This window comes from Microbulbifer okhotskensis (assembly GCF_023895975.1).
In the GTDB taxonomy this organism is placed as follows: Bacteria; Pseudomonadota; Gammaproteobacteria; order Pseudomonadales; family Cellvibrionaceae; genus Microbulbifer; species Microbulbifer okhotskensis.
This window is the reverse complement of sequence record NZ_JALBWM010000061.1, coordinates 1-24,592: the sequence shown is the minus strand read 5'-3', so window position 1 is coordinate 24,592 and position 24,592 is coordinate 1. Positions and strand designations below refer to the sequence as shown.

Here is a 24,592-nt window from a genome sequence, read left to right as displayed (position 1 = left end):
AGTATCCGGCCTTGGTTCCTACCTATTTCGCCCCCTAAAACTGTCCGAAGTATTGTTCTATAAGAGTTACACCTATTATTTTTTTCATGGTACAAACCCTTTTCCTTGAGAAAGTACCAGGATAAAGTTGGTTGTCCAAAAAACAATCACAGTGTATTACAGCAGCGTTTCCCCTTCCGCTTGATGACTGTCCCTTTAGCTTTCCAGCCCTAGTTTTTTAAGGCGGTAACGTAGAGAGCGAAAGCTAATCCCTAGTTTTTCTGCAGCAGCAGTTCTATTCCATCGTGTTTTCACCAGAGCATCTTCGATGACGCCTTTTTCAATTCCCTGTAGAAAGTTATCCAGAGAGGTATGTTGAGCTGGATCGAAACTATTAGAGTTAATTAAGCTGGTTGTTGATTGGCTTTGATTCTTGGGTGGGTTAGGTGCAGTTAATTGTTTTTGTTCGCTATTATTAAGTAGTAGGTCATCAGCGTGAATGACCTGTTGATTTGACAGTGTAATAGCACGTTCAAGAATATTCTCTAATTGACGCACGTTCCCAGGGAATGAGTAGGCCTGGAGGGCTACTAACGCTTCCCGTGATATTGCTGGAGCAGGTATTCCCGCATTAGTAGCGATTCGCTGTGTGATAACGTCAAGCAGTAAGGGGATGTCTTCGGCTCTTGTGCGCAAAGGTGGCGTAGCTATTTCAATAACATTAATACGATAGAAAAGGTCACTTCGAAATCTACCTTTGTCTACTTCTTGGCTTAAGTCTTTATGAGTGGCGCTAAGGATACGAATATCAATTGGAATTTCCTGATTTGACCCAACTGGACGAATACTTTTCTCTTGAATTGCACGTAGGAGCTTTACTTGCATCTCTAATGGAAGATCTGCAACTTCATCGAGAAAAAGTGTGCCTCCCTCAGCGCTCTGAAATAAGCCCTGCTTGTCTTTATGTGCGCCTGTAAAGCTTCCTTTCTTATGTCCGAAAAACTCACTTTCCATCAGTTCAGATGGGATGGCACCACAGTTAATCGGAACGAAAGGTTTCTCGGCTCGAGGACCTTGTAAATGTATTGAGCGAGCTGCCAACTCCTTTCCTGACCCGGATTCACCGCTGATATATACTGGGGCATCACTCCGAGATACTTTATTAATTTGATCTCGGAGACACCGCATAACGGGCGATTCGCCAAGTAGCAACTCTTTTTGATTTGTTGCTTTCTGGATAGTGGAATGGCTATTTAACCGTATGGCCAGTTGGGCCAGGTTACGTAAGCGCTCCAGATCTACTGGCTTGCTAACAAAGTCAAATGCGCCGAGCTTAAGGGCTTTGATAGCGGTATCCATATTTCCATGCGCGGTGATAACCGCGATCGGCAGCTCTCTTTCAAGACTCTCTTGAATATGCTCTACGAGTTGTAAACCATCGCCATCGGGTAGGCGCAGGTCGGTGAGGCAGAAGTCATACTCATGCTCATCCAGTAGATCTTTCGCATGGGAAAGCGTACCCGCAGTATGGCAGTCTACATCCATACGTTTAAGCGTGAGGCTAATTAAGTTGCAAATATCCGGTTCGTCGTCGACAACCAGTGCCAAAGCTCGCATTATTTCTTTGTCTTTTTTTGTTTTGTTGAAATTACTTGGCTGGATGCCAGCTGTAATTATGTCAGAAATTTCTTACGAATAATGGCTCGGAATTTGGGAAAATTTCCTGAACCAGATCAAGTCACACTCGGGCTGTGAACAAATTCGATCCTGAAACAGCTTTTTTGGTCTTCACTTTGACAGTGGTAGAGGCTCAGTTTATTGGCTTCACAGAGTTCTCGGGCGATATAAAGACCAAGTCCACTGCCGTTTTTACCGGTGGTGAAGAACGGTTCGAATACCTGATCCATGATCTCTTTAGGTACGCCGGTACCTAGGTCTTTGACATCGAGCACAGTGCAGCCGCGCTTGGTATTGTAGTAGGCTGAGATAATAGCGTGGCTGGTGCCAGTCGCAAGTTCTGAGTGCTGCAGAGCATTATCTGTCAGGTTAGTAACCACTTGTGCTAATTGAGCGGGATCAAACTGTACTGGCAGTGTCTGTTCTGGCAGATTTATGTCAACCAAGCTGTCAGCTTTCCCTGTATTGAAGTCGACAAGAAACTGTTTCAGCCAACTCCTCAGGTCGTATTTTACAGCTGAGCTGGCTCGCCTGCGTGAGAGTTGCATAACGTTTTCGATAATCTGATTAATACGCTGGCTTTGGCGACAGATTATTTCTGTAAGCTGGCGCTCTTCTTCGGGTATCTGGGGAGATTCTGAGAGCAGTTGTGCCGCATGGTTGATAGCGCCTAGCGGGTTGCGTATTTCATGGGCGATAGAGGCAGTTAGCTGGCCGAGAGAGGCCAGTTTTAGCTTTTGTGCAGCCTCTGCCAGCTTGCGGTTATTTTCCACAAATACCAAAGTACTGTTGCCAGAGTCATGGCGCAGCTCCGAAAAACTTGCGTGAAGTTCATCGCCATTTTTTGCCGGGATCAATATATTGCTATTGGCGCCATGATTTCGCCACTCTCTGACTTCTTTCCTCAGCCTAGTATGGTGGTTGTGTTCAGAATCGAGTTGATCGCCCAGCAATCTTTTGGCCGCATGATTGATCAATTCAGGCTTGTAAGAGGGCCCTATAACGAGCACGCCGGTGCTCATTCTCTCTATGATTTGCTGAGCCAAGCGCTGTAGGTGCGCGGCCTGCCGACTTTGTTGGTCTGCTCGAATATTGGCTTTGCGGATACGCTCGGATAGATATTGAATAGCACTGACGGTGATAAATAGGAGTAGGCCCAGCCCGCCTGCAGAGACGATTTCCTGGCTGGAGCCCTGCTTGGCAAGCAAGTGATAGAGTTGGAGTCCAATGACTCCCAAACTGGCAATGGCTGCAAAAAATGCGCTGAGTCGCCGATCCAGAAGGATAGCGCCGATTGAGCAGCTAATCAGCAATAGGTAGCCCAGGCCTGAGTTCAGTCCGCCGCTGGCTTCAATTAATAGTAGGAATACCAGGATGTCACAGCCCAATACGATACCGACTTGGTCGGTGCTGGTTTGATAGGCCTTTTGGCGCAGGAAGAGCAGCCAGCTCACATTAAGTAGGGCATAGGTGGCTGTGGTGTAGATAAAAAGCGATGGTAAGTGCTCACCCAGTGAGCCTCCACCGATATCTGAGAAGAAAACACCCAGTAAAACCAGGGCTATTGCCACGCGGTATATTGCGCTAATACGCAAGAGTTCGTGGTGCTGTAACGGAGATGTCTGAGAACTGCTCACTGTAGGTGCCCGGTATTCTTGTAGTAGTGGGCCGCTGCTGTTGCTACTTCGATAGGGTTACAATAGCGGCCTGTCTTGTCCGAGGTTCAACAATGTCTACTTTGCAGCTAGTGCTGGCACAAATCAATTCCCTGGTTGGCGATATTCCAGGGAATACCCATCAGGTGATCGAAATTACACGCCGAGCTTACCACGAGTTGGGTGCGGATCTGGTCACTTTCCCGGAGCTGACCTTGTGTGGCTATTCTCCTGAGGACCTTCTGTTAAGACCCAGCATGCAAATTCGCATTGATGCGGCCTTGGATCAGTTGAAAGCAGCGGAGTTACCCTGTGCAATTGTTGTAGGCTATCCACGCTTGCGTGATGGCTACCTATTTAATATGGCGGGCGTGATTGCGGAAGGGGAGTTGATCGCGGAGTACGCCAAGCAGAAGCTGCCGAATTACCAGGTCTTTGATGAAAAGCGTTATTTCAAGCCTGGCGTTAGCCCCTGTGTCGTGGACATTAAAGGTATTCCGGTGGCACTGAGTGTCTGTGAGGATATTTGGTATCCCGAGCCCATCCAACAGGCGGTTGATGCTGGTGCCAAGTTGGTTCTCAACATCAATGCTTCTCCATTTCACCGTGGCAAGGCTCAACAGAGGCTAGAGCTGCTTTCCAGACAAGCTAAAGCAGCTGGAGTGGCTATTGCCTACGTGAACTGGTGTGGTGGTCAGGATGAGCTGGTTTTTGATGGTGGCTCGATCGTAGTTGATACCGAAGGAGGAGTCAGTGTTCGGGCTGAGGAGTGCCGGGAGCAGTTGCTACCTGTTTCTGTGTCGTTGCAGGGAAATGGTTTGACGGTTCTTCCCGGAGAGGTAGCTTCCCCTCTGTGTGAGCTGGCTTCTGTATACCAAGCCCTAGTATTAGGGGTTCGGGATTACGTCAATAAGAACGATTTCAATGGAGTGGTACTGGGTCTCTCCGGTGGGATTGACTCCGCGCTGACCCTGGCAATTGCAGTTGATGCGCTGGGTAAAGATCGCGTTGAGGCAGTGATGATGCCTTTCCGCTATACGTCGGATCTGAGTAAGAATGATGCCGCTGATCAGGCGGAGAGAATGGGGGTCCACTATCGGGAAATCAGCATCGAGCCCATATTTGATGCTTTTATGGGGTCTCTTGCTGAAGAGTTTTCTGGCTGTGCGCGGGATACAACCGAGGAAAATCTGCAGGCTCGTTCTCGGGGAGTGCTATTGATGGCCATTTCTAATAAGAAAGGCTCGATGGTTCTGACGACAGGCAACAAAAGTGAGATGGCTGTTGGTTATGCGACTCTGTACGGAGACATGGTAGGTGGTTTCAATGCCCTGAAAGATGTTCCAAAAATATTAGTGTTTGAGTTGGCTCGTTATCGCAACACTTGCTCCGAGGTCATTCCTGAAACAGTGATCACCCGCCCCCCCAGTGCGGAATTGGCCCCGGATCAAGTGGATTCTGACAGCTTGCCGCCCTATGAGGTATTGGATGAAATCCTCGATCTGTACGTAGACCACGATCATAGCGCTGAAGAAATCATCCGGCGTGGTTTTCGTAGGAAGGATGTTGAGCGGGTGGTCAGCCTCGTTGGCCGCAATGAATACAAGCGTCGCCAAGCTGCTATTGGCGTGCGGATCTCTGAACGTGGGTTTGGGCGGGATCGTCGCTACCCAATTACCAATGGTTGGAAACTGGGCGATTGATCAGTGCTTCAAAACGAGAAATGGCACCATTTCTCGTTTTGAAGCAGGAGCTTACATCAACTCTGGAGGGAGAGGGGTTTCGTCCCGGTTGTATTCGGGATTGTAGAGCTCACGGCTGTCAAAGCCGCGGGGATCAGATTTTTCGAAGAGGCCCAAAGTCACTCTATGTACCAGGCTGCGACCACTGGGCCCTTCATAGAAGCTGTAATTGAAGCTGCCATCTTCGTTGACGGCCGGGTGTTTGGGGTAGTTGTTTAGCAATACATCCAGGGCATTGGCTTCGAGTTCGGGCATTTCCATCAAGTGGTAGCCCTGAACCATGACCGCCAGGGCATCGGGAACTGCTGGCGTCTGCTGGAAGTTTTCCACAATGTAGCGGCCGCGGTTAGCTGCAGCCAAATAGGCGCCGCGCTTGAAATAGTAATTGGCCACATGGACTTCGTAGCGAGCGAGCAGATTGCGCAGATGAATCATGCGTTTTTGCGCATCTGCGGCATAGCGACTCTCGGGGTAGCGGGCCATCAGTTGGGAAAAGTAGGCGAATGACTCCCGCGCGGAACCTGGGTCACGGCTGGTTAGATCAGTAGGCATGAAACGCTCAAACAGGCCTGTGCCCTCAGTGAAGGATGACAAACCCTTCATGTAATAGGCGTAATCTACATTGCGATGTTGAGGGTGCAAGCGGATAAAACGATCCGCAGCGGCGATGGACGCATCATTCTCATAATTGCGGTAATAGGCGAAAATAAGCTCGAGCTGAGCTTGCTCGGCATAGTTACCGAACGGGAAGTTATCCTCCAGCGCTCGCAGGTTTTTGATCGCAAGATCCCACTGGCTGGTCCGCAGCTGCCGCTGCGCCATCTCGTAGTACGCTTGCTCTGTACGTGAACCGGTGGGCAAGCCCACTTCCGAATCATCTGTGTTGGCGCAGGCAACCAATATTGCGGACACCAAGGCCAGCCACAGCATTTTCCAGGTCTGCATAGCCCCTCGCTCTATCATTCTCACACTCTACCTTATTAAACTACCCACCAGTATTAACCTGGCGCGTCGGACATTTAACCACAGTCGCGGAGCTGCCCAAAGTATTTGAATTGATTAATGATTGACCACATAAAACTCGATATCCAAGTTCCTGCCAATATGGCCGGTCGACGCTTAGACCAGGCTGCGGCCGAATTAATTCCCGATTATTCGCGTGCGCGCCTTCAATCGTGGATCAAAGGCGGCCAACTTACCCTTAACGGCGCTCCTGCCAAGCCTAAAGATAAGCTCTTTGGTGGTGAGCGCCTCTGCCTCAGGGCGGAGCTGCAACCCCAGGGCAGCTGGCTTGCCCAGGACTTAGACCTAGACATTGTCTATGAGGACGACTGCTTGATGGTAGTCAATAAGCCTGCAGGTCTCGTTGTACATCCAGCAGCGGGTAACCCCGATGGTACTTTGCTCAATGGCCTTTTGCATCATAACTCCACTCAAGAGCTGGTGCCTCGCGCCGGTATTGTTCACAGGCTGGACAAAGACACCAGTGGTCTGATGGTCGTGGCTAAGACCCTGGCCGCTCAGGTGCACCTTGTGAACCAGCTGAAGCAGCGGACGGTCAGCCGGCAGTATGATGCGCTTGTTCAAGGTTACATCACTGGTGCCGGTCGTGTTGATGCGCCTATCGGTCGACATCGGCAAAATCGTCTCAAAATGGCTGTTTTAGACTTTGGGGGCAAAGAGGCAATCACCCATTATCAGGTTCAGCAGAGATTTAGGACATACACGCTCTTACGCTGCAAGCTGGAAACCGGGCGGACACACCAGATCCGCGTACATATGGCACATATTCGCCACCCTCTGGTTGGAGACCCAGTCTACGGCGGTCGTCCTAAGCTCCCGCGAGAAGCATCAGCAGAGCTAATCGGCGCATTGCAGGGCTTCCCAAGGCAGGCCCTACACGCAGCCGAACTTGCCCTAGTACATCCCACCACTGGGCAGGCGATGCACTGGTGTGCACCAATGCCAACAGATATGCTGTCACTGCTCAAGTTACTCAAAGCCGATGAGGCTTGAATTACCGGCTCGCCAAATAAAGTGGGCTTTTCACGAGTGCCCCAAAGTAACATTGCGTAAGGCAAGATAACTCAATGCCAAGTAATCATTATCTGATACCAAACTGGCCTGCACCCGCTGGGGTAAAGGCAACGACAACGCTGCGTACCGGTGGACACAGTAGCGGCTGCTACGCCTCATTTAACCTCGCTGCCCATGTCGGTGATGAGGAGGCTGCCGTGCTTGCCAACCGTCACCAGCTCAGGGAGGAACTGGCGTTACCCAGTGAGCCGCAATGGTTGGAACAAATTCACAGTGACAGGGTAGTCGAAGCGCAGGGTGACGCCTTGACCCGTACTGCGGATGCCAGCTTCAGCACGAATAATGGCATTGTATGTGCTGTACTCACTGCGGATTGCCTACCAGTGCTGATTTGCGATAGAGCTGGGACCCGTGTTGCAGCCGCTCACGCCGGTTGGCGCGGTTTGGCCGCTGGCGTCTTGCGCAATACTGTGGAAGCCATGGACTGTGACCCTGGGGAATTGATGGTGTGGCTTGGGCCGGCAATTGGACCTGAAGCATTTGAAGCCGGAATCGACGTACTAGAGGCCTTCTTCGAGAATGCTCAAAACAGTCGCCATACAGAGTTAATTGCCAAGTGTTTTCGCCCCCATAGCCGGAAACCTCTGCACTTTATGGCAGATATTTATGCCCTAGCACGTGCCGAGTTTGCAGAGATTGGGGTCTCTGAAGTACATGGCGGTGATTTTTGTACTGTAGCCGCACCGGAGAAATTCTATTCGTATCGAAGGGAGTCTGACACCGGCCGCATGGCATCCCTGATATGGCTGCAGTAGCGCATAATAAGAGCGATGGTTGTTGCAGGGCGGCGGGTCCTGCATTGCGATAACTCACATGCCGCCGGCCCGCATACCTTCAGGTAGACGAGCACTGAGATGGGGGTGAACTTATCCGTTGCAAGGCTGGTTTTCTATTCATAAGGCCGATTTCAGGCATATATTTAACTAAAAATTGTTTTTCTTCGAAAAAAACTCGTAATTGATTTAAATCATTGAAAATTCCTCTTGCGTCCCTATTTTACTTTTCAATACCACACTGAATGCATAGGGCCGAATAGCGTCACTATCACAGTGTTCTAGTGCAACTGAGTAAAAGAGGTTTCGCGCATGCGAATTGACCAAATGACAAACCCATTGCAGGCGGCATTTGCCGATGCGCAATCTCTGGCGGTGGGGCGCGATCACAATCAGATTTATCCTGATCACCTGATACTGGCGCTACTCAATCAAAACAATGGCAGTGTGCCGGCCTTTTTATCCCAGGCGGGTTTTAATCTTAATGGATTGCGCAATGATCTTGCCAAACGGTTGGATAACCTGCCTAGGGTGACCTCTCCCACCGGCGATGTGGGTATGTCTCAGGAATTAATGCGCCTGATGAATCTTACCGACAAGAAAGCGCAACAAAATGGCGACAGTTTCATTTCGAGTGAGACCGTTTTATTGTCGGCCTTCGATTCTGCCTCGGGAGAAATCTCCAAAATATTAAACGCCAATGGCGATTTAAAACAATTAGAAGCAGCGATTCAAAAAATACGTGGTGACGAAAAAGTGGATGATCCCAATGCCGAGGAAGCGCGGCAAGCGCTGGATAAGTACACATTGGACCTGACCGAGCGCGCCCTGGCGGGGAAACTCGATCCGGTAATTGGTCGCGATGATGAGATTCGCCGAACAATTCAAGTATTGCAGCGGCGCACGAAAAATAACCCGGTACTGATCGGTGAGCCGGGTGTGGGTAAAACGGCCATTGTCGAGGGGCTCGCTCAGCGCATCGTCAATGGCGAGGTGCCAGAAGGGCTAAAAAACAAGCGTTTATTGTCCCTTGATCTTGCAGCACTTCTAGCCGGGGCAAAATTTCGTGGTGAATTTGAAGAGCGCCTCAAAGCAGTTTTAAATGAATTGTCCAAGCAAGAAGGGCGCATCATATTATTTGTTGATGAACTTCACACCGTGGTGGGTGCCGGTAAGGCTGAAGGCGCTATGGATGCGGGCAATATGCTAAAACCGGCTTTGGCGCGCGGTGAGCTTCATTGTGTTGGTGCTACGACGCTAAATGAATATCGCCAATATATTGAAAAAGACGCAGCTCTGGAGCGCCGCTTTCAAAAAGTGTTGGTTGATGAGCCCACTGAAGAGGACACTATTGCTATCCTGCGTGGATTAAAAGAGCGCTACGAGGTGCACCACGGTGTTGATATCACCGACTCCGCAATTATTGCCGCCACTAAACTATCGCAACGTTACATTACTGACCGCCAATTGCCAGATAAAGCAATCGACCTCATTGATGAAGCCGCCAGTCGGATAAGAATGGAGATTGATTCAAAGCCAGAATCCATGGATAAACTGGAACGTCGCTTAATTCAGCTTAAAATTGAGCGCGAGGCTGTAAAAAAAGATACCGATGATGAGGCTACCAAAAAACGTTTATCAAAGCTGGAGGAGGAGATCCTGCAGTTGGAGCGTGAATATTCAGACCTAGAAGAGGTTTGGAAAGCAGAAAAAGCCCAGCTCGCTGGGAGCCATGACCTTAAGGAAAAGCTTGAACAGGCCAAACTCGATATGGAGTCCGCCCGCCGTGCGGGAGACCTCACGCGAATGTCCGAGCTGCAATATGGTGTTATCCCTCAATTAGAACAGCAGCTTAAAACCGCCTCTACCGTGGAGACAGCAGAGGAACCCCGTTTATTGCGCAATAGAGTCACCGATGAAGAAGTGGCGGAAGTTGTATCCCGCTGGACAGGTATCCCCGTATCCAAGATGCTTGAAGGTGAACGTGAAAAGCTGTTGCGTATGGAAGAAGAGCTGCATAAGCGAGTAATAGGGCAGGGTGAAGCGGTAGAAGCTGTAGCTAATGCCGTACGCCGATCCAGAGCAGGTCTGGCTGATCCAAACCGCCCTAATGGATCTTTTTTATTTCTTGGCCCCACTGGTGTTGGCAAAACTGAACTCTGTAAGGCCTTGGCACAATTTCTCTTTGATACTGAAGATGCCATGGTGCGTATTGATATGTCGGAGTTTATGGAAAAACACTCCGTAGCGCGCCTTATCGGAGCCCCTCCAGGTTATGTTGGCTATGAAGAGGGGGGTTATTTGACTGAAGCGGTCAGGCGTAAGCCTTACTCTGTTGTGCTGCTTGATGAGGTCGAAAAAGCGCACCCCGACGTCTTCAATATTCTTTTGCAGGTTCTTGATGATGGTCGCCTGACTGATGGTCAGGGGCGCACAGTGGATTTTCGTAATACGGTAGTTGTGATGACTTCTAATCTGGGTTCTGATTTGATACAGAAATATACATCCAACCAAAATGGTGATGATCTGGATGCAGAAATTCACTATCGGCAAATGAAAAATGCGGTGATGGAAATTGTCGGAAATCACTTCAGACCGGAATTTATTAATCGTATTGATGAAGTGGTTGTATTCCACCCGCTGAACAAGGCTGAAGTTCGTTCTATTGCCGAAATTCAGCTGCGACAACTCTGCCAACGCCTGGGCGAGCGCGACTTGAAGTTGGAGGTGTCTGAGGAACTGTTGGATAAGCTGGCAGATGTGGGATTTGATCCCGTATATGGCGCCCGCCCGCTAAAACGTGCCATACAAGTTTGGCTGGAAAATCCGCTGGCACAGGATGTCCTGGCCGGAAAATTCCCCCCGGGAACTACTATTCATGCTGCGGTAGATGGCGATAAAGCCGTATTTCACTAGCTGATCCTCAAGAGGCGCCAGTTTTTACTGGTACCTCTTGATTTCAATTTTCTTCCTTTCCTCCTCCATATCTATACTCACAAGTGCGGTTTTCCGCTCACTCGTTTCTACATGAGCTGAGATGAGAGAGTTCTAGGGAATACTGGATTAAATAGGTGTTAATTTATCTAAAAATACTCCTTAAGAAAACCTTGTGGGGAGCCAAGTATTAGTAAGCGTATGTTGTTGATGCTACTGGGCTGCCTTCTTCTTTTTGGCGGAATTTTTGCTTTTAAATTATTTGGCCGGCACATGTTGAACCAGTATCTCGACAATATGTCCCTGCCTGCAGCTATCGTGACTTCGGCAACAGCAAACATCCAACACTGGCGGGAAGATCTGCGTGGTGTTGGAACTATTCGGGCCGTTAATGGTGTTGAGGTAACAACTGAGGCTCAGGGTGTAATTAGTGCCATTCACTTTCGATCTGGAGAATATGTCAATAAGGGAGATTTGTTGGTAGAAATATTTGCGGAGCCAGAAAAGGCGCAGCTGCAGGTCTTGGATGCAGAGCTGCGCTTAGCGCGGCGCAATTATATACGTATTAAAACATTGTTGGACCGAGGTGTCACAACAGAAGCTGATTTGGACACTGCGCGAAGTACACGGGACCAGGTTGTTGCTAATATTGAAGTGCAACGCGCTCGTGTAGATCAACGTCGAGTTGTTGCGCCTTTTAGCGGGCTGCTTGGGATTAGGCGAGTTGACCTCGGTCAGAACGTCAGTCCCGGAGAGGCGGTTGTTTCCCTACAGCAATTGGACCCAATCTTTGTGGATTTTTCCCTGCCAGAGCAGAAATACGCCCTGGTTAAATCTGGGCTTCCCGTTAAACTTAGCACCGACGCCTTTCCGGGAAACATTTACCAGGGAAAAATAACTGCTGTTGATTCCCAGATAGATAAAGCCAGCCGAAACTTCTTAATCCAAGCCACGTTAGAAAATCCCAAGCGACATTTACGTCCGGGGATGTTTGCCCAGGTTTCTGTACAAATTGATTCCAGCCGCAAAGTACTGGTAATTCCTCGAACAGCATTAATATTTGCCCCCTACGGAGTGGCAGTTTTTTTACTGGAGAGGGATGAGAGTAGTGGAGAGATCGTGGCCACTAAGCGATTTGTAAAAACAGGTGAAGAGCGTGGCGATCTGGTCGAGATAGTTCAAGGGTTACTTGTCGGTAACGTGGTGGCCAGTAGTGGGCTATTAAAACTACGAAATGGTGAAAAAGCGATAATTAATAATCAAAACCCACCGCCGGACAACCCATACCCAAAGCCCGAGAATAGTTGAGGCGAAATACAAGTCCTGTGAATTTTACAGAAGTTTTCATTCGCAAACCGGTATTGGCATCAGTGGTGAGCCTGTTTATTTTTTTATTGGGATTGCGGTCTCTCACTGAATTGAATATACGGCAATACCCTGAGATTGAGAATGCTGTAATTACAGTTTCAACGGTTTATGTTGGCGCTGACTCAGATTTGGTACAAGGTTTTATTACTACCCCCCTGGAACAAGAAATAGCGACAGCTGATGGCATTGATTACATGGTTTCTACCAGTGTCCAGGGGCTCTCTATGATCAACGTTTATGTACGGTTTGATTACGACCCGAATGAAGTTTTAACTCAGGTCGTTGCCAAAGTGAATAAACTGCGCAGTGAGTTACCTGATGAGTCTGAAGATTCCAGTGTTGAGATGCAGCAGGGTGAGACAACTGCTGCGATGTACCTCTCATTTTCCTCCAATATTCTTGCCAATAATCAGATCACGGATTATTTGACAAGGGTGGTCCAACCAAAGCTGGCGACTATAGCGGGAGTGCAACGAGCCCGTCTACTTGGAGATAGTACCTTTGCAATGCGAGTGTGGTTAAAACCGGCAGAAATGGCCGCTCTCGAAGTGACTCCTGCGGATGTAGCTGATGCGCTGCGAGACAACAATATACTCTCAGCTGTAGGGGCAACCAAGGGTACTCGTGTTGCACTCGAGTTGCGTGCAGATACTGATATTGCCCACCAACTAGATTTTCGTCGGCTGGTGGTGCGCTCTAATGGGGATCAGTTGGTGCGTTTGGGGAATGTTGCAGAGATTGAGTTGGGCGCTGAATCTTACGATAGCTCGGTGACATTTAATGGACAGTCGGCAACGTTTATCGCTGTTGAAGTGGCTCCAGATGCTAATTCTCTTGACGTAATAAAGAGCGTTCGTGAAGAGCTGGAGGGCGAAATTTTCCCCCAGCTTCCTCAGGGTATGCTGGGAGAAATTCCTTACGACAGTACAGAATATATACAGGACTCGATAGAAGAGGTGGTAGAGACGATTCTTGAAGCAGTGCTGATTGTTATTGTAGTTATCTATCTGTTTTTGGGATCAGTTCGCAGTGTGTTAATACCGGCTATAGCACTGCCGTTATCACTTGTCGGTGCATTTTTCTTAATGCTATTGATGGGCTTCTCCATCAACCTCCTCACACTGCTCAGTATGGTGTTGGCAATTGGTATTGTTGTTGATGACGCAATTATTGTTCTGGAAAATGTACATCGCCATATCGAAGAGGGACTGTCGCCGCGGGAAGCCGCTATTGTTGGAGCTCGCGAACTGGCGTGGCCGGTAGTGGCGATGACTACCACCTTAATTGCCGTATATATCCCAATTGGTTTTTTGGGGGGGTTGACCGGCACGCTTTTTATTGAATTTGCATTTTCCCTGGCCGGTGCGGTACTTCTATCCGGCGTGGTTGCTCTTACCCTGTCACCGATGATGGCGTCAAGGATTTTGAAATCCCGTGATGGAAATGGAAACCGGCTGGAAGTTTGGTTGGAGTATCAATTTGGCCGGTTGCAAAAGAGTTTTGAAGAAAAACTGCACAGTTCTCTGAATGAGCGTCAGGTCATTTTGGTTTTTGGATTTATTGTTTTAATCAGTTGCTATTTCTTATTTGTAACTTCACCCCAAGAGCTCGAACCTACAGAAGACCGGGGCCTCGTCCTTACTATTTCGACGGCGGATGCCTACGCAACCTTGGATTATGTGGAGCAGTACAGTGGTGAGTTAACTGAGATCGCTGAGCGATTTACTGAAGTCGCAAATATCTTTCTGCTAAATGGAGTGGGTACTTTTAGTAGTGGAGTAAATAATGCTGTAGCCGGATTTGTATTATCCCCCTGGGAAGGCCGAGATAAAGATACAGAGCAAATGCAGGAATTAATCAGTGAAGATGTTCTACAAATTGCGGGGCTTAAGGTGGCTGTAGTAGTTCCGCCCAGTCTTCCAACTGCAGGTGGACAACTTCCGGTAGAGTTTGTTGTCGGTGCTACCGAGCCGATGGAGAATCTGGCATCCGTTGCCAGTGATATTATGTCCAGTGCTTTAAAGAGCAGAAAATTTATATTCCTGGATTCGGATTTGAAAATTGACAAGCCGAAAATAGTTATTCAGATCGATCGAGATAAAGCTGCAACTATGGGAGTGGAGATGGTGGACCTGAGTCGAGATTTGGGAGCTATGTTATCAGGTGCTTATGTCAATCGATTTTCCCTGGATAATCGCAGTTACAAAGTAATACCGCAGGTTGAAAGAGTTAACCGATTGACAGCGGCTCAACTCGGGCAGTATTACATTCGTGCAGTTGACGGTAGCCTGGTACCGGTAAGTACTCTGGTAACTTTGCGGGAAACAGTTGAGCCCCAACAGTTAAAACGTTTTCAGCAGTTAAATGCCGTAACGATTTCCGGTGTGCCGCGCCCTGGCATTACCTTGGGAGAGGCATTAATGGTATTGGAAGATGCGGCGAGAGAAATCCTGCCGGTGGAGTATTCAGTGGATTACTCCGGGCAATCCAGACAGTTTAAAACGGAAGGCTCAGATTTAGTGGTTACCTTTTTCTTTGCTTTGATTGTTATTTATCTAGTTTTAGCCGCGCAGTTTGAGTCTTGGCGTGACCCATTGATTATGCTAGTCACGGTGCCTATGAGTGTCTGCGGAGCAATGATTTTTGTAAGCCTGGGTTTGACGACCCTGAATATTTATACTCAGGTGGGCCTTGTTACCCTGATTGGTGTTATCTCCAAACATGGAATTTTAATAGTTGAATTTGCCAATAAACTGCAAGTGACAGGCCTAGATAAGCGCTCTGCGATAGAGCGGGCAACATCGATACGCTTGCGCCCCATATTGATGACGACAGCGTCCTTAGTTTTGGCAATGGTACCGCTGCTGATTGCCTCAGGGCCTGGTGGTGGGGCGAGATTTGCAATGGGGCTAGTTGTGGCTAGCGGTATGACAATTGGAACGCTGTTCACCTTATTTGTCGTACCGGCGATGTATATGTATTTAGGGCGGGACTTTAAAAGTGGAGCGGTGATGGCCTCGTAGTAATTTTCATAAAAATATTTATGCTTCGAAAATATCCCCCGGGGCGTTACTACGGCGAAATTCAGTGGGCGTAACGCCTTCGTGTTTCTTGAAGAATCGAGTAAATACTGCACGCTCAGCAAAGTGGAGTTGCACCGCGATGCTTTCGACCGAGTCATTGGTTGAAAGGAGGAGGCGCTTGGTCAGTGCGAGAGTCACGCTGTCCTTGAGTTGCTGGAATGTCACTCCCTGCTCCCTCAGTCTGCGCTGCAACGTGCGTCCACTGGTGCGGAAATGCGCGGCGGCTTGTTTGATGGTGATTTCTTCATTGACTAACCGTTTCTCTAGCCACCCGCGCAAACTTGCTGCTAAGTTGTAGCTGGTTAGCGTGTTGTGTAAAACCGCTTTTAAAATATTACGACTCTGGCTGCGAAGAATTTTGTGGTAGCTGGGAATAGGGAAATCCAAAACCTGTGATCCCAGGATAATTGCATTTTCTGAAGCAGAAAATTCAACGGGGCATTGAAAGATTCGCTTATGGATGGCGTCATCCTCTGGTGTGGGACTGCGTAGCTTCACACCGTGAACTTCGGGAAACCGTGGATTGAGAGTACGCAACAGATCAACTGCGCGGCTCATTAGCATTTCAGCAATAAAGTGATTGACGGGCGCACTGAAAAGCTCTTGTTGCCAATTCAGAGTGAGCACCTCGGTATCCCCCTCAGTGTAAGTTTGAAAGCGCAGCAGGGGAGCAAGTGTTTGTGAAAGTACAATTTCCGCAGGGCGAAAAATCTCTCTTGGTCGCCTCAGAGAGGGTTGAGCCTCAATAATTGTTTCTTCGAGCCACAGCATAATAGGGAAGCGGCTAAAGCTTAATCCGGGGGATGTGACTGGCGATAGCGCCAAGAGGTTTTCAATCAGCGCGTTGAACTCACTATAACTCAGCCACTCACTCTCCTCTGGGTTCCAGCTGAATGAGAATGGCAATTGTTCAATTAATGTTTTTGTCGGAATGCCGAGCCGGGCTGCGGCAACCACAAAATAAGGTGCAAAAATTTTAGGCACGCCGGCATGGCCGGACTTTTTTTTATTTTGGTCTCTCATGACTTATAGCCGTCCGGGTGGCGTTGCTGGCATGATAGCAAAGGCGTGTGAAACCACGAAAACAATTTGCGAAATATGACGAGTTGGTCGCTTCACGTGGCGGACTTGACCACCCTCTGGCGCCTTTAATCCTATTCTAGAACCTAGTACAGAAGCTAACGTTTAAATGTCTGTAGTACATCGCAGTATTCAGATTTTTAAAACTCCTCGGTCACGAGAGTTACCACTTACTAAAACAATAAAGGAAACTAACAATGGCACTGTCTAAAAGGCTGGGTTCTAGCCTGTCTGTTTTTTTCGCAGCGATGATTGGCGCTCCTTCAGCAGTAGCGGAAAACTGCTATATCCTGGTTCATGGACATGGAGTCGAGGGGCACATAACCAGTGTCAGCGATAATGGAAATTTGGTGCAGCCGGCTCTGGATTATTGGAGTGATGCTGTTTTCGATGAGTACTCCAATAGCGACTTTATTGAACAGTTGTTGGTTGATGGCGGGAACTACGGTGTTGTTGGTTACAACTCCACAGACGAAGGTGAGTATCCCTATTGGCATGACGAAACTGCCGGTGAAATTGCCCGACAGATTGTTGAGGTGCGGGCGGGGCAGGGGGATAGATTCGAGCATAGTAACCAGTGCTCATCAGATGATATTTTCTGGATCATTGCCCATAGCCAGGGCGCAGCACAAATGATGTATATTGCTGGCAATGCGGTGGAAGGTTCCCCGTACTACAACCGCGCTTACAACCAGCTCGATAGTAATATTGAAATCCAGGAAGTAGAAAAATGTTCTACGACTTGGTATGGCAGTAAAACCTGTAAAACGGTTGAAAAGGAAGTGCGGGTAGCGGGTCTCAGTGAGAACTATTCAGTCAGTGTCGATTTTGATGCGGCGATTAATGGGGTGGCCGCGATATTCACAACTGGAGGTGCGATCACCGGTACGGAAGGCGTTGACCGTATTTGTAATGGCAGTTGGTATGATGATTTGGTCAATTCACTTTTTCTTGGACGTGAGTGCTCTGCGGTGCGCTATATGCAGACTAACGATGTTTATACAGTAAGAAATTATGTGGGCACTAACCTGGGAGCCCCTGTTTATACCATCGGCGGCTATGCAGGTTTTCCTGGTGTGGAGAGTGCCACGTCGATGCTGCTTAACGGCGAGGATGATGGGTATATTAACCTCGCTTCACAGATGAACTGCTCCGGATCGGCTAAGCGGAATCTCTGGTCAAACTTAAAAGAGTATGAAACTCTGTTTGGCGTGGCTTACGGTAGTGCAGTTTTTTCCTGTGACAACGATAGCAAAGGCACTGCGCGCTCATACAATTTAGCCAGTATTTATACGGATCATGACGCGCAGCGCAATGGGGGTATTTTTTCCCCTGCCTACGATTCGATCCCGGACGGGTTAGATTGCGGTTCTGGTAAAAATAGTGCGGGACGAATATCTGCCTGCACCAACTAACCTGAGAGAATTATAAAGTTTCGGAGGGTATAGATGCTGAAGAATAGCAAGGGGCGCTTTAGGGCCCGTTTAGTGGTAGCCAGTGTTTTCACATTCATAGTCGGCGCATTCGGGTACTGGATGTTGGTCGGTGGTGAGGATGTTGTTGCAGCTGTTGTCACCACAGCTAAAGCTGAAGGGCGACCTCTCCAGAGTCGCGAGCCTGCGGTTGTCGAGCTGAAGGGTGCGGATGATGCTGGCGAGGCTGAGTCGGTTAAGCTGTGGAAGGGTATCCAGGCACTGCCGACCAAGACTGAGTTACATGAATCCCTGCTATCAGACCTGGCACGTTTCCATCGTTACCCTCCCGAAAATCGAGCTATCAAGAGTCTCGATCAGGATCCAATAAGTCAAACATTTGCTGTTGATGAGAGGACGACTCAGAGTGAAGAGGGAGATTCGCTGACCTTGTGGACGGATCAAAAATTCTATTTGCGGGGGGATGAAGTCAGGGTTTTCGCGTACCGAGCCAATAGTGATGGTGATCGGGTTAGTGCAGATCTCACCGCACTTTTGGTGTACGAGGATCAGCAGGTGGTGGGCTCACTTAACTTTGCTGATTCAGATGGAGACCTGATCTACGAGGTCCTTTTGCCGGCGGGAGCCTATCAGGGGCAGGTGCTTGAAGAGGGGATTTTTAAAGTTATTGTAGACACGGATATTGATGGCTTGCGAGATGCGGCGGCGTTTACTCTCTCAGAAGATACGGGTAGTTATACCGGAGCTTTACGAGACTCCATTACCGCCGAGGGCAACCTGCTGGTTGAAGCGGAAGTAGAAATTGTCCGTGGGGGCCGCTATTACTTCCAGGGCTCCCTATACAATGATGAGCAATCCCCAATCGGTACCTCCCAGTATGCGGTAGAACTGGCAGCGGGCAAACATTGGATTCCGCTGGAATTTTATGGCTTGCTTATCCGAGATGCGGGGCAGGATGGCCCTTACTTGGTGAAACAGCTAAGTATTGCCAGGGTAACTGTGCCATTGGCTCGCAATAGTGCTTTTGAGCCGGACTATTACACTGAGCGCTATAGCTTGGATCAGTTTACTGACATCCCCTACCAGGAAATCTAGGGGGCTAAAAAGTAATGTTCACAACGTGCTAACCCGTGCATTCCTGTTCGGGTTAGCAGGCTAAGAATGGAGTAGCTTGATCTGTCCTGGCGGGCCTGTGCGGCGAACTGGATTGAAGAAGCCACAAGCAGGTCAAGGCCGTTTTCAACAACCGCGAGAGGGCGATGGGAGGGGGGGAGTAGTTGTACCTGGAGAAGAGTGCCCGCGTGATTAACAATTCTCTCGGATTTGCTCTCTGGCTTTCGCTATTCGCTCCTGCCGCTCATCTTCCCCCAATTTACGGCGGTTTCCGTTTTCGTCAACTGCTTGAATCCTTGTGTTTGTAGTTAGAGTAGATAGGTCTTTTTGGTGTGCCTTGCAGAGCTTTGCTCTCGTTGCGACCTCAGCTTTTGCTACTTGCTCTAACTCTTTTTGTCTTAGCTCAGGTTGGTTTTCCTGCTCCGGCTTTTGCGTTACAAGTGGTTTGACTTGCTGCCTATCTTGGGAGGGTAGGCTGCCCTGCTCCTCTTGCCACTTCTTGTAGCGCTCTGATTTAGGTTTTTTTACCACCTCGACTTGAGCTTCCCTGGGCGGTTGCTCTCCAAAGTGTACGACTCCGTTTTCATCTACCCATCGATAGATCCCATCGGCTTGTGCGGTCACGGTAGTTGCTGCAATCAGCAGTGCGAGCAAGATGCGCATGGTGTTACCCTTTCTATATGGTGTTCCTTCCGTTTGATCATTGTACCGGTACTGGCGGGTTTTCCTGTAACTGTCTTAACACTTTCGCAGACGCCTATTGACAGATAAGGCCCAGTTGGCAAAATCAACGGTTAACTCGGCGACTAGATTTCACCGCATACCTGCGATTTTGAGTCTAATTCTGGTGGGAAACCCCTACCGAAATTCCGCTGAGTGGCCCTCCCCACCCTTGGAGGCCTGCTAATTCATCTGTGAGTGTCCGTAGGTTCACAGTGGATTAGGTGTTTATGCGCGATCAGTTCATCCTAAAAATCGGCAGTTAAACACGCAACAGGCTGATATTTGTCACCATTTTCCCCTATAATTGCTGCCTGGCATTCTTGCTACTCGGCAGTTTATAGGTTTTCTAGTGATGGCTATCCTACTAAACAGGAAAATTGAGGAGACTCAAGTGGAATTACTTTCCGGCGGCGATATGTTGGTTCGCGCGCTGCAGGATCAAGGGGTAGATCTGATTTTTGGATACCCGGGCGGCTCGGCGTTGCATATCTACGATGCTATTTTTCGGCAGCAGTCAATCAAACATATTCTCGTGCGTCATGAGCAGGGCGCGACCCATGCTGCTGACGGCTATGCGCGCTCAACCGGAAAAGTTGGGGTAGTACTCGTGACGTCCGGTCCCGGTGCTACCAATGCGATTACAGGTATAGCGACGGCGTACATGGACTCGATCCCCATGGTGGTGATATCCGGTCAAGTGCCACGGGACAAGATTGGTGAGGATGCCTTCCAGGAAACCGATATGGTGGGTTGTTCCCGCCCGATCGTAAAGCACAGCTTTCTGGTAAAGAATGCCGAGGAAATTCCGGCGACTGTGAAAAAGGCCTTTTTTATCGCCAGTACCGGTCGGCCTGGACCGGTGGTTATTGATATCCCGAAAGACGTCACCAATCCGGCAGAGAGATTCCCCTACCGTTACCCTGAAAAGTTGCGTATGCGCTCTTACACGCCAGCGGGCAAGGGGCACAGCGGCCAGATACGAAAAGCCGTCGCCATGTTGCTTTCGGCCCGACGCCCGGTGATTTATGCCGGTGGAGGTGTAGTGCAGGGAGATGGCGCTACGCTTCTTACGGAGCTGGCAAAAAGGCTTAACTATCCAGTGACCAACACTTTGATGGGGCTGGGTGCATTTCCAGGTAGTAACAAGCGCTTCCTCGGTATGTTGGGTATGCATGGCACTTTCGAGGCCAATACGGCGATGCACCATGCCGATGTTATTTTGGCAGTGGGTGCCCGCTTCGATGATCGCGTCACTAATACGCCGGGTAAATTCTGTCCGGGCGCCAAGATTATTCATATCGATGTTGATCCGGCGTCAATTTCAAAAACCATCGTTGCTGATGTCCCAATTGTGGGGACCGTGCAGGCGGTACTGGCTGAAATGCTTGAAACGATCAAATCCAGTGATGAGCAACCAGATCATTCTGCAATTGTCGATTGGTGGCGCCAAATAGATGATTGGCGTGAACGCCACGGCTTGTACACTGCACCGCGCTATCGAACAAATGGGGCTCTGATAATGCCCCAGGATGTGATCCGGGCTGTCTATGACATTACGGAGGGCGATGCTTTTGTGACGTCTGATGTGGGGCAGCACCAAATGTTTGCCGCGCAGTACTACTTGTTCGACAAGCCGCGTCGTTGGATTAATTCTGGTGGACTGGGGACCATGGGGTTCGGACTCCCGGCCGCACTGGGGGTGAAGATCGCTCATCCGGATAAAGAGGTTGTGTGCGTCACCGGTGAAGGCAGCATTCAGATGTGTATACAGGAGCTCTCAACTTCTACTCAGTACCACTTACCGGTGAAAATTTTGTGCCTTAACAATCAGGCCTTGGGCATGGTTAAGCAGTGGCAGGAAATGCAATACGAAGGCCGCCTGTCTAACAGTGTTTACGAGGAGTCGTTGCCGGATTTTGTAAAGTTGGCTGAGGCCTACGGTCATACCGGCGTAAAAATTGAGCGGCGTGAGGATCTCCACGGCAAGTTACAAGAGGCCTTTGCGATTAAAGATCGCACCGTATTTATCGATGTTTACGTTGATCCGTCAGAGCATGTTTATCCCATGCAGGTGATGCCAAGTGGCTCCATGCGCGACATGTGGCTGAGCAAAACTGAGCGGACCTAGAGGGGCAGGGAGATGCGTAGAATTATTTCGGTTCTAATGGAGAATGAACCCGGCGCTTTGTCTCGCGTTGTGGGTTTGTTTTCCCAGCGTGGTTACAACATTGAAAGCCTTACCGTGGCGCCCACTGAGGATGAGACATTGTCTCGTCTCACACTGGTCACCATTGGTGATGATCACAAGATTGAGCAGATCACGAAAAACCTCAACAAGCTTATCGATGTTGTGAAATTGGTCGACCTTACCGAAGGCTCTCATATCGAGCGGGAATTACTGCTGGTTAAGGTGCGTGCAAATGGTGCGCAGCGCGATGAAGTAAAACGCAGTGTCGATATCTTTCGCGGACAGATTGTGGATGTAACCAGCAGCATGTACACCATTCAGGTTGCTGGTACTGGTGAAAAACTCGATGCATTTCTTCAAGCATTAGGGGAGCACACCATTATGGAGGTGGTGCGATCGGGGGTTTCCGGAATCGCCCGCGGCGAAAAAGTATTAAATGTATAGAGCAAGAAACAGGAATTGAGCGATGCAAGTTTATTACGATAAAGATTGTAACCTTTCTTTAATTCAGGGAAAAACAGTAGCTATTGTCGGCTATGGGTCTCAGGGCCATGCCCACGCCAATAACCTGAAAGATTCTGGCGTAACGAATGTTGTCGTCGGTTTGCGCGAGGGTTCAGCATCCTGGAGTAAGGCTGAACTTGCCGGACTGAAGGTGGCTGCTGTGGCCGATGCGGTCAAAGACGCAGATGTCGTTATGATCCTCGCACCGGATGAATACCAGGCGGACATTTATAAAGAACAGATTGTTCCAAATTTGAAATCTGGCGCTGCATTGGCGTTCGCTCATGGGTTTAATGTTCATTTTGAGTTGATTGAGCCCCCCAAAGATGTCGATGTGATTATGATCGCACCTAAGGGGCCGGGTCATACCGTGCGCTCCACTTACCTAGAAGGGGGCGGTGTGCCCACCTTGATTGCGATTTATCAGGATGCGACAGGCAAAGCGAAAGAGTTGGCCCTGTCTTATGCTTCAGCCAATGGTGGCGGCCGCTCCGGTATTATCGAAACTAATTTCCGTGAAGAGACGGAAACCGACCTTTTTGGCGAGCAGGCAGTACTCTGTGGAGGTGTTTCTGCATTGGTGACTGCTGGCTTCGAGACCTTGGTGGAAGCGGGCTATGCCCCGGAGATGGCTTACTTCGAATGCCTGCACGAATTGAAGCTTATCGTTGACCTGATGTACCAGGGAGGCATTGCCGATATGCGCTACTCTATTTCCAATACTGCCGAATATGGTGATTACGTGACCGGCCCACGCATTGTCACTGAAGAAACCAAGGTAGAGATGAAGCGGGTTCTCAAAGATATTCAAACCGGTAAGTTTGCCAAAGACTTTATGCTTGAATCTCTTGCAGGACAGCCGCGCCTGAAAGCGGAGCGCCGTATCGGTGGCGAGCATGAGATTGAACAGGTGGGTGCAAAACTTCGGGCTATGATGCCCTGGATCAAAGCGAATAAGATTATTGACCGCACCGAAGGTAATAGTTGAGCGAAAAAGAATGAAAAACGGCAGGGGTGACCCTGCCGTTTTTTTTTGCTCTGGGCGGGCATGGTAAATTGGCGTTAAACTCACTGGCTGCACAATGCATCAATGGAGAGTATATGAGCGGTCAAGGGGGCGAGAAAGAGCCCATGGACTCAAGTAGCACGGCTACTGAGGAAATACGTTTGCCTGTCGACGAGCATGTTGAGGAAGAGGTTTCTTCCAGCGGTAAGAGAGTGCGCGCGCGAGGCGTTTACCTGTTGCCCAACCTTGTGACTACAGGGGCTCTGTTTAGCGGCTTTTACGCAATAGTTGCGGGTATGAATGGTCATTTTGAAACGGCCGCAATTGCGATCTTTGTCGCTATGGTACTGGATGGTTTGGATGGGCGAGTTGCCCGTTTGACTGATACGCAGAGCGCTTTTGGCGTCCAGTATGATTCGCTCTCGGATATGGTGTCGTTTGGTTTGGCTCCGGCGCTGGTTGTGTTCAGTTGGGCACTTGGTAATCTTGGCAAGTTTGGCTGGGCGGTCGCATTTTTGTATGCCGCTTGCGCCGCGTTGCGTCTAGCCCGATTTAATACTCAGGTTGATGTAGTGGATAAGGGCGTATTTATTGGCCTTGCAAGCCCCTCTGCTGCCGCCATCGTGGCCAGTATGATATGGGCGGGGCACGATGTTGAGATTGGGTCAGGCTTGGCGATTGTGGCTGCTTTAGTCACCGCATTGGCGGGGCTCTTAATGGTGTCCAATTTCCACTACACCAGCTTTAAGCGTCTGGACTTTAAGGGCCGTGTACCTTTCGTCATGATGCTGGCGGTGATTTTGATCTTCAGTTTGGTAGCGGTTGATCCGGCCGGAGTGCTCTTGACCTTGGCTGTCCTTTATACACTTTCCGGTCCAGCGATGTGGCTCTGGAAGCATCTCCACCGCAACTCAGCAACTGACGCAACAGCGGGTGACAACGTCGAGGTAGAAGGTAGGGATCACCACTAATCTCTATTGATACCCGTTTTGGAAACCCGCTAATCAACCCTATTATTGATTAGCGGGAGTGCGAACTTACACGGAGTAGTGACCGTCGGGAGGTCGGATGCGGCCTCAAAACTCCCCTCAAAATAAGAGGGCTGTGCAATAGCTGAAAAAAGGCTTGCACAGTAGCACCGTAGTCCGTATAGTTCGCCTCCTCGCTGCTCAGGCAGTAGCAGGAAGGCAGCTCCAAGTGATTGATTTTCCTAAGAAAATTACTTCAAAAAAGAGCT

At 49.3% G+C, this 24,592-nt stretch carries 17 protein-coding genes; 12 read left to right on the top strand and 5 right to left on the bottom strand.

Going from position 1 to position 24,592, the window contains the following annotated elements:
- Positions 1-195: 195 nt before the first annotated feature.
- Positions 196-1,596, bottom strand: a complete 1,401-nt coding sequence (locus tag MO867_RS13790; RefSeq protein ID WP_256474019.1) for a sigma-54-dependent transcriptional regulator — start codon at positions 1,594-1,596, stop codon at positions 196-198.
- A 116-nt stretch (positions 1,597-1,712) separates the two neighbouring features.
- Positions 1,713-3,293 carry a sensor histidine kinase gene (locus MO867_RS13785; protein ID WP_252469723.1) on the bottom strand — a complete coding sequence of 527 codons (1,581 nt, stop codon included), beginning with the start codon at positions 3,291-3,293 and terminating at the stop codon, positions 1,713-1,715.
- 92 nt (positions 3,294-3,385) lie between these two features.
- On the opposite strand from MO867_RS13785, the gene MO867_RS13780 reads away from it, so the two are divergent.
- The gene (locus MO867_RS13780; RefSeq protein WP_252469721.1) at positions 3,386-5,014 is read left to right on the top strand and encodes an NAD+ synthase; all 1,629 of its coding nucleotides are present in this window, start codon (positions 3,386-3,388) and stop codon (positions 5,012-5,014) included.
- A gap of 51 nt (positions 5,015-5,065) precedes the next feature.
- Here MO867_RS13780 and MO867_RS13775 read toward each other — a convergent pair whose 3' ends face one another.
- Positions 5,066-6,016, bottom strand: coding sequence for an outer membrane protein assembly factor BamD (locus MO867_RS13775; protein WP_252469719.1), 951 nt, complete (start codon positions 6,014-6,016; stop codon positions 5,066-5,068).
- Positions 6,017-6,115: 99 nt separating this feature from the next.
- On the opposite strand from MO867_RS13775, the gene rluD reads away from it, so the two are divergent.
- The 5 genes from rluD to MO867_RS13750 all read left to right on the top strand — a co-directional run bounded on the left by rluD (position 6,116) and on the right by MO867_RS13750 (position 15,248).
- On the top strand, positions 6,116-7,069 hold the full coding sequence (rluD, locus tag MO867_RS13770; RefSeq protein ID WP_252469717.1) for a 23S rRNA pseudouridine(1911/1915/1917) synthase RluD: 954 nt from the start codon (positions 6,116-6,118) through the stop codon (positions 7,067-7,069).
- 74 nt (positions 7,070-7,143) lie between these two features.
- Positions 7,144-7,905, top strand: coding sequence for a peptidoglycan editing factor PgeF (gene pgeF / locus MO867_RS13765; RefSeq protein ID WP_252469715.1), 762 nt, complete (start codon positions 7,144-7,146; stop codon positions 7,903-7,905).
- 330 nt (positions 7,906-8,235) lie between these two features.
- Entirely contained in the window at positions 8,236-10,839 is a 2,604-nt protein-coding gene (gene clpB, locus MO867_RS13760) for an ATP-dependent chaperone ClpB (RefSeq protein ID WP_252469713.1), read from the top strand.
- Between the two features lie 291 nt (positions 10,840-11,130).
- Positions 11,131-12,165: an efflux RND transporter periplasmic adaptor subunit gene (locus tag MO867_RS13755; RefSeq protein WP_252469700.1), complete on the top strand. Its 1,035-nt coding sequence runs from the start codon at positions 11,131-11,133 to the stop codon at positions 12,163-12,165.
- 17 nt (positions 12,166-12,182) lie between these two features.
- Entirely contained in the window at positions 12,183-15,248 is a 3,066-nt protein-coding gene (locus MO867_RS13750; protein WP_252469678.1) for an efflux RND transporter permease subunit, read from the top strand.
- A gap of 18 nt (positions 15,249-15,266) precedes the next feature.
- On the opposite strand, the gene MO867_RS13745 is transcribed toward MO867_RS13750, so the two are convergent.
- Positions 15,267-16,331 carry an AraC family transcriptional regulator gene (locus tag MO867_RS13745; protein WP_252469657.1) on the bottom strand — a complete coding sequence of 355 codons (1,065 nt, stop codon included), beginning with the start codon at positions 16,329-16,331 and terminating at the stop codon, positions 15,267-15,269.
- A 254-nt stretch (positions 16,332-16,585) separates the two neighbouring features.
- On the opposite strand from MO867_RS13745, the gene MO867_RS13740 reads away from it, so the two are divergent.
- Positions 16,586-17,803 carry a hypothetical protein gene (locus tag MO867_RS13740; protein WP_252469655.1) on the top strand — a complete coding sequence of 406 codons (1,218 nt, stop codon included), beginning with the start codon at positions 16,586-16,588 and terminating at the stop codon, positions 17,801-17,803.
- 33 nt (positions 17,804-17,836) lie between these two features.
- Positions 17,837-18,916 carry a DUF4785 family immunoglobulin-like domain-containing protein gene (locus tag MO867_RS13735; RefSeq protein ID WP_252469653.1) on the top strand — a complete coding sequence of 360 codons (1,080 nt, stop codon included), beginning with the start codon at positions 17,837-17,839 and terminating at the stop codon, positions 18,914-18,916.
- Positions 18,917-19,126: 210 nt separating this feature from the next.
- On the opposite strand, the gene MO867_RS13730 is transcribed toward MO867_RS13735, so the two are convergent.
- Entirely contained in the window at positions 19,127-19,597 is a 471-nt protein-coding gene (locus tag MO867_RS13730) for a DUF4124 domain-containing protein (RefSeq protein ID WP_252469651.1), read from the bottom strand.
- Between the two features lie 451 nt (positions 19,598-20,048).
- Between MO867_RS13730 and MO867_RS13725 the strand changes: the two genes are divergently transcribed.
- The 4 genes from MO867_RS13725 (at position 20,049) to pssA (ending at position 24,326) form a co-directional block, all read left to right on the top strand.
- The gene (locus MO867_RS13725; protein WP_252469649.1) at positions 20,049-21,785 is read left to right on the top strand and encodes an acetolactate synthase 3 large subunit; all 1,737 of its coding nucleotides are present in this window, start codon (positions 20,049-20,051) and stop codon (positions 21,783-21,785) included.
- Between the two features lie 12 nt (positions 21,786-21,797).
- Positions 21,798-22,289, top strand: a complete 492-nt coding sequence (gene ilvN, locus MO867_RS13720) for an acetolactate synthase small subunit (RefSeq protein ID WP_252469647.1) — start codon at positions 21,798-21,800, stop codon at positions 22,287-22,289.
- Between the two features lie 22 nt (positions 22,290-22,311).
- The gene (gene ilvC, locus MO867_RS13715) at positions 22,312-23,337 is read left to right on the top strand and encodes a ketol-acid reductoisomerase (RefSeq protein WP_252469626.1); all 1,026 of its coding nucleotides are present in this window, start codon (positions 22,312-22,314) and stop codon (positions 23,335-23,337) included.
- Between the two features lie 113 nt (positions 23,338-23,450).
- Positions 23,451-24,326, top strand: a complete 876-nt coding sequence (gene pssA / locus MO867_RS13710) for a CDP-diacylglycerol--serine O-phosphatidyltransferase (RefSeq protein WP_252469624.1) — start codon at positions 23,451-23,453, stop codon at positions 24,324-24,326.
- Positions 24,327-24,592: the final 266 nt, after the last annotated feature.

Excerpts from the sequence above, each read along its gene's own strand:
- MO867_RS13790 (WP_256474019.1), bottom strand. The coding sequence starts at position 1,596 with ATGCGAGCTTTGGCACTGGTTGTCGACGACGAACCGGATATTTGCAAC.
- MO867_RS13780 (WP_252469721.1), top strand. The coding sequence starts at position 3,386 with ATGTCTACTTTGCAGCTAGTGCTGGCACAAATCAATTCCCTGGTTGGC.
- MO867_RS13775 (WP_252469719.1), bottom strand. The coding sequence starts at position 6,016 with ATGATAGAGCGAGGGGCTATGCAGACCTGGAAAATGCTGTGGCTGGCC.
- rluD (WP_252469717.1), top strand. The coding sequence starts at position 6,116 with ATGATTGACCACATAAAACTCGATATCCAAGTTCCTGCCAATATGGCC.
- pgeF (WP_252469715.1), top strand. The coding sequence starts at position 7,144 with ATGCCAAGTAATCATTATCTGATACCAAACTGGCCTGCACCCGCTGGG.
- clpB (WP_252469713.1), top strand. The coding sequence starts at position 8,236 with ATGCGAATTGACCAAATGACAAACCCATTGCAGGCGGCATTTGCCGAT.
- MO867_RS13755 (WP_252469700.1), top strand. The coding sequence starts at position 11,131 with ATGTTGAACCAGTATCTCGACAATATGTCCCTGCCTGCAGCTATCGTG.
- MO867_RS13745 (WP_252469657.1), bottom strand. The coding sequence starts at position 16,331 with ATGAGAGACCAAAATAAAAAAAAGTCCGGCCATGCCGGCGTGCCTAAA.
- MO867_RS13740 (WP_252469655.1), top strand. The coding sequence starts at position 16,586 with ATGGCACTGTCTAAAAGGCTGGGTTCTAGCCTGTCTGTTTTTTTCGCA.
- MO867_RS13735 (WP_252469653.1), top strand. The coding sequence starts at position 17,837 with ATGCTGAAGAATAGCAAGGGGCGCTTTAGGGCCCGTTTAGTGGTAGCC.
- MO867_RS13730 (WP_252469651.1), bottom strand. The coding sequence starts at position 19,597 with ATGCGCATCTTGCTCGCACTGCTGATTGCAGCAACTACCGTGACCGCA.
- ilvN (WP_252469647.1), top strand. The coding sequence starts at position 21,798 with ATGCGTAGAATTATTTCGGTTCTAATGGAGAATGAACCCGGCGCTTTG.
- ilvC (WP_252469626.1), top strand. The coding sequence starts at position 22,312 with ATGCAAGTTTATTACGATAAAGATTGTAACCTTTCTTTAATTCAGGGA.
- pssA (WP_252469624.1), top strand. The coding sequence starts at position 23,451 with ATGAGCGGTCAAGGGGGCGAGAAAGAGCCCATGGACTCAAGTAGCACG.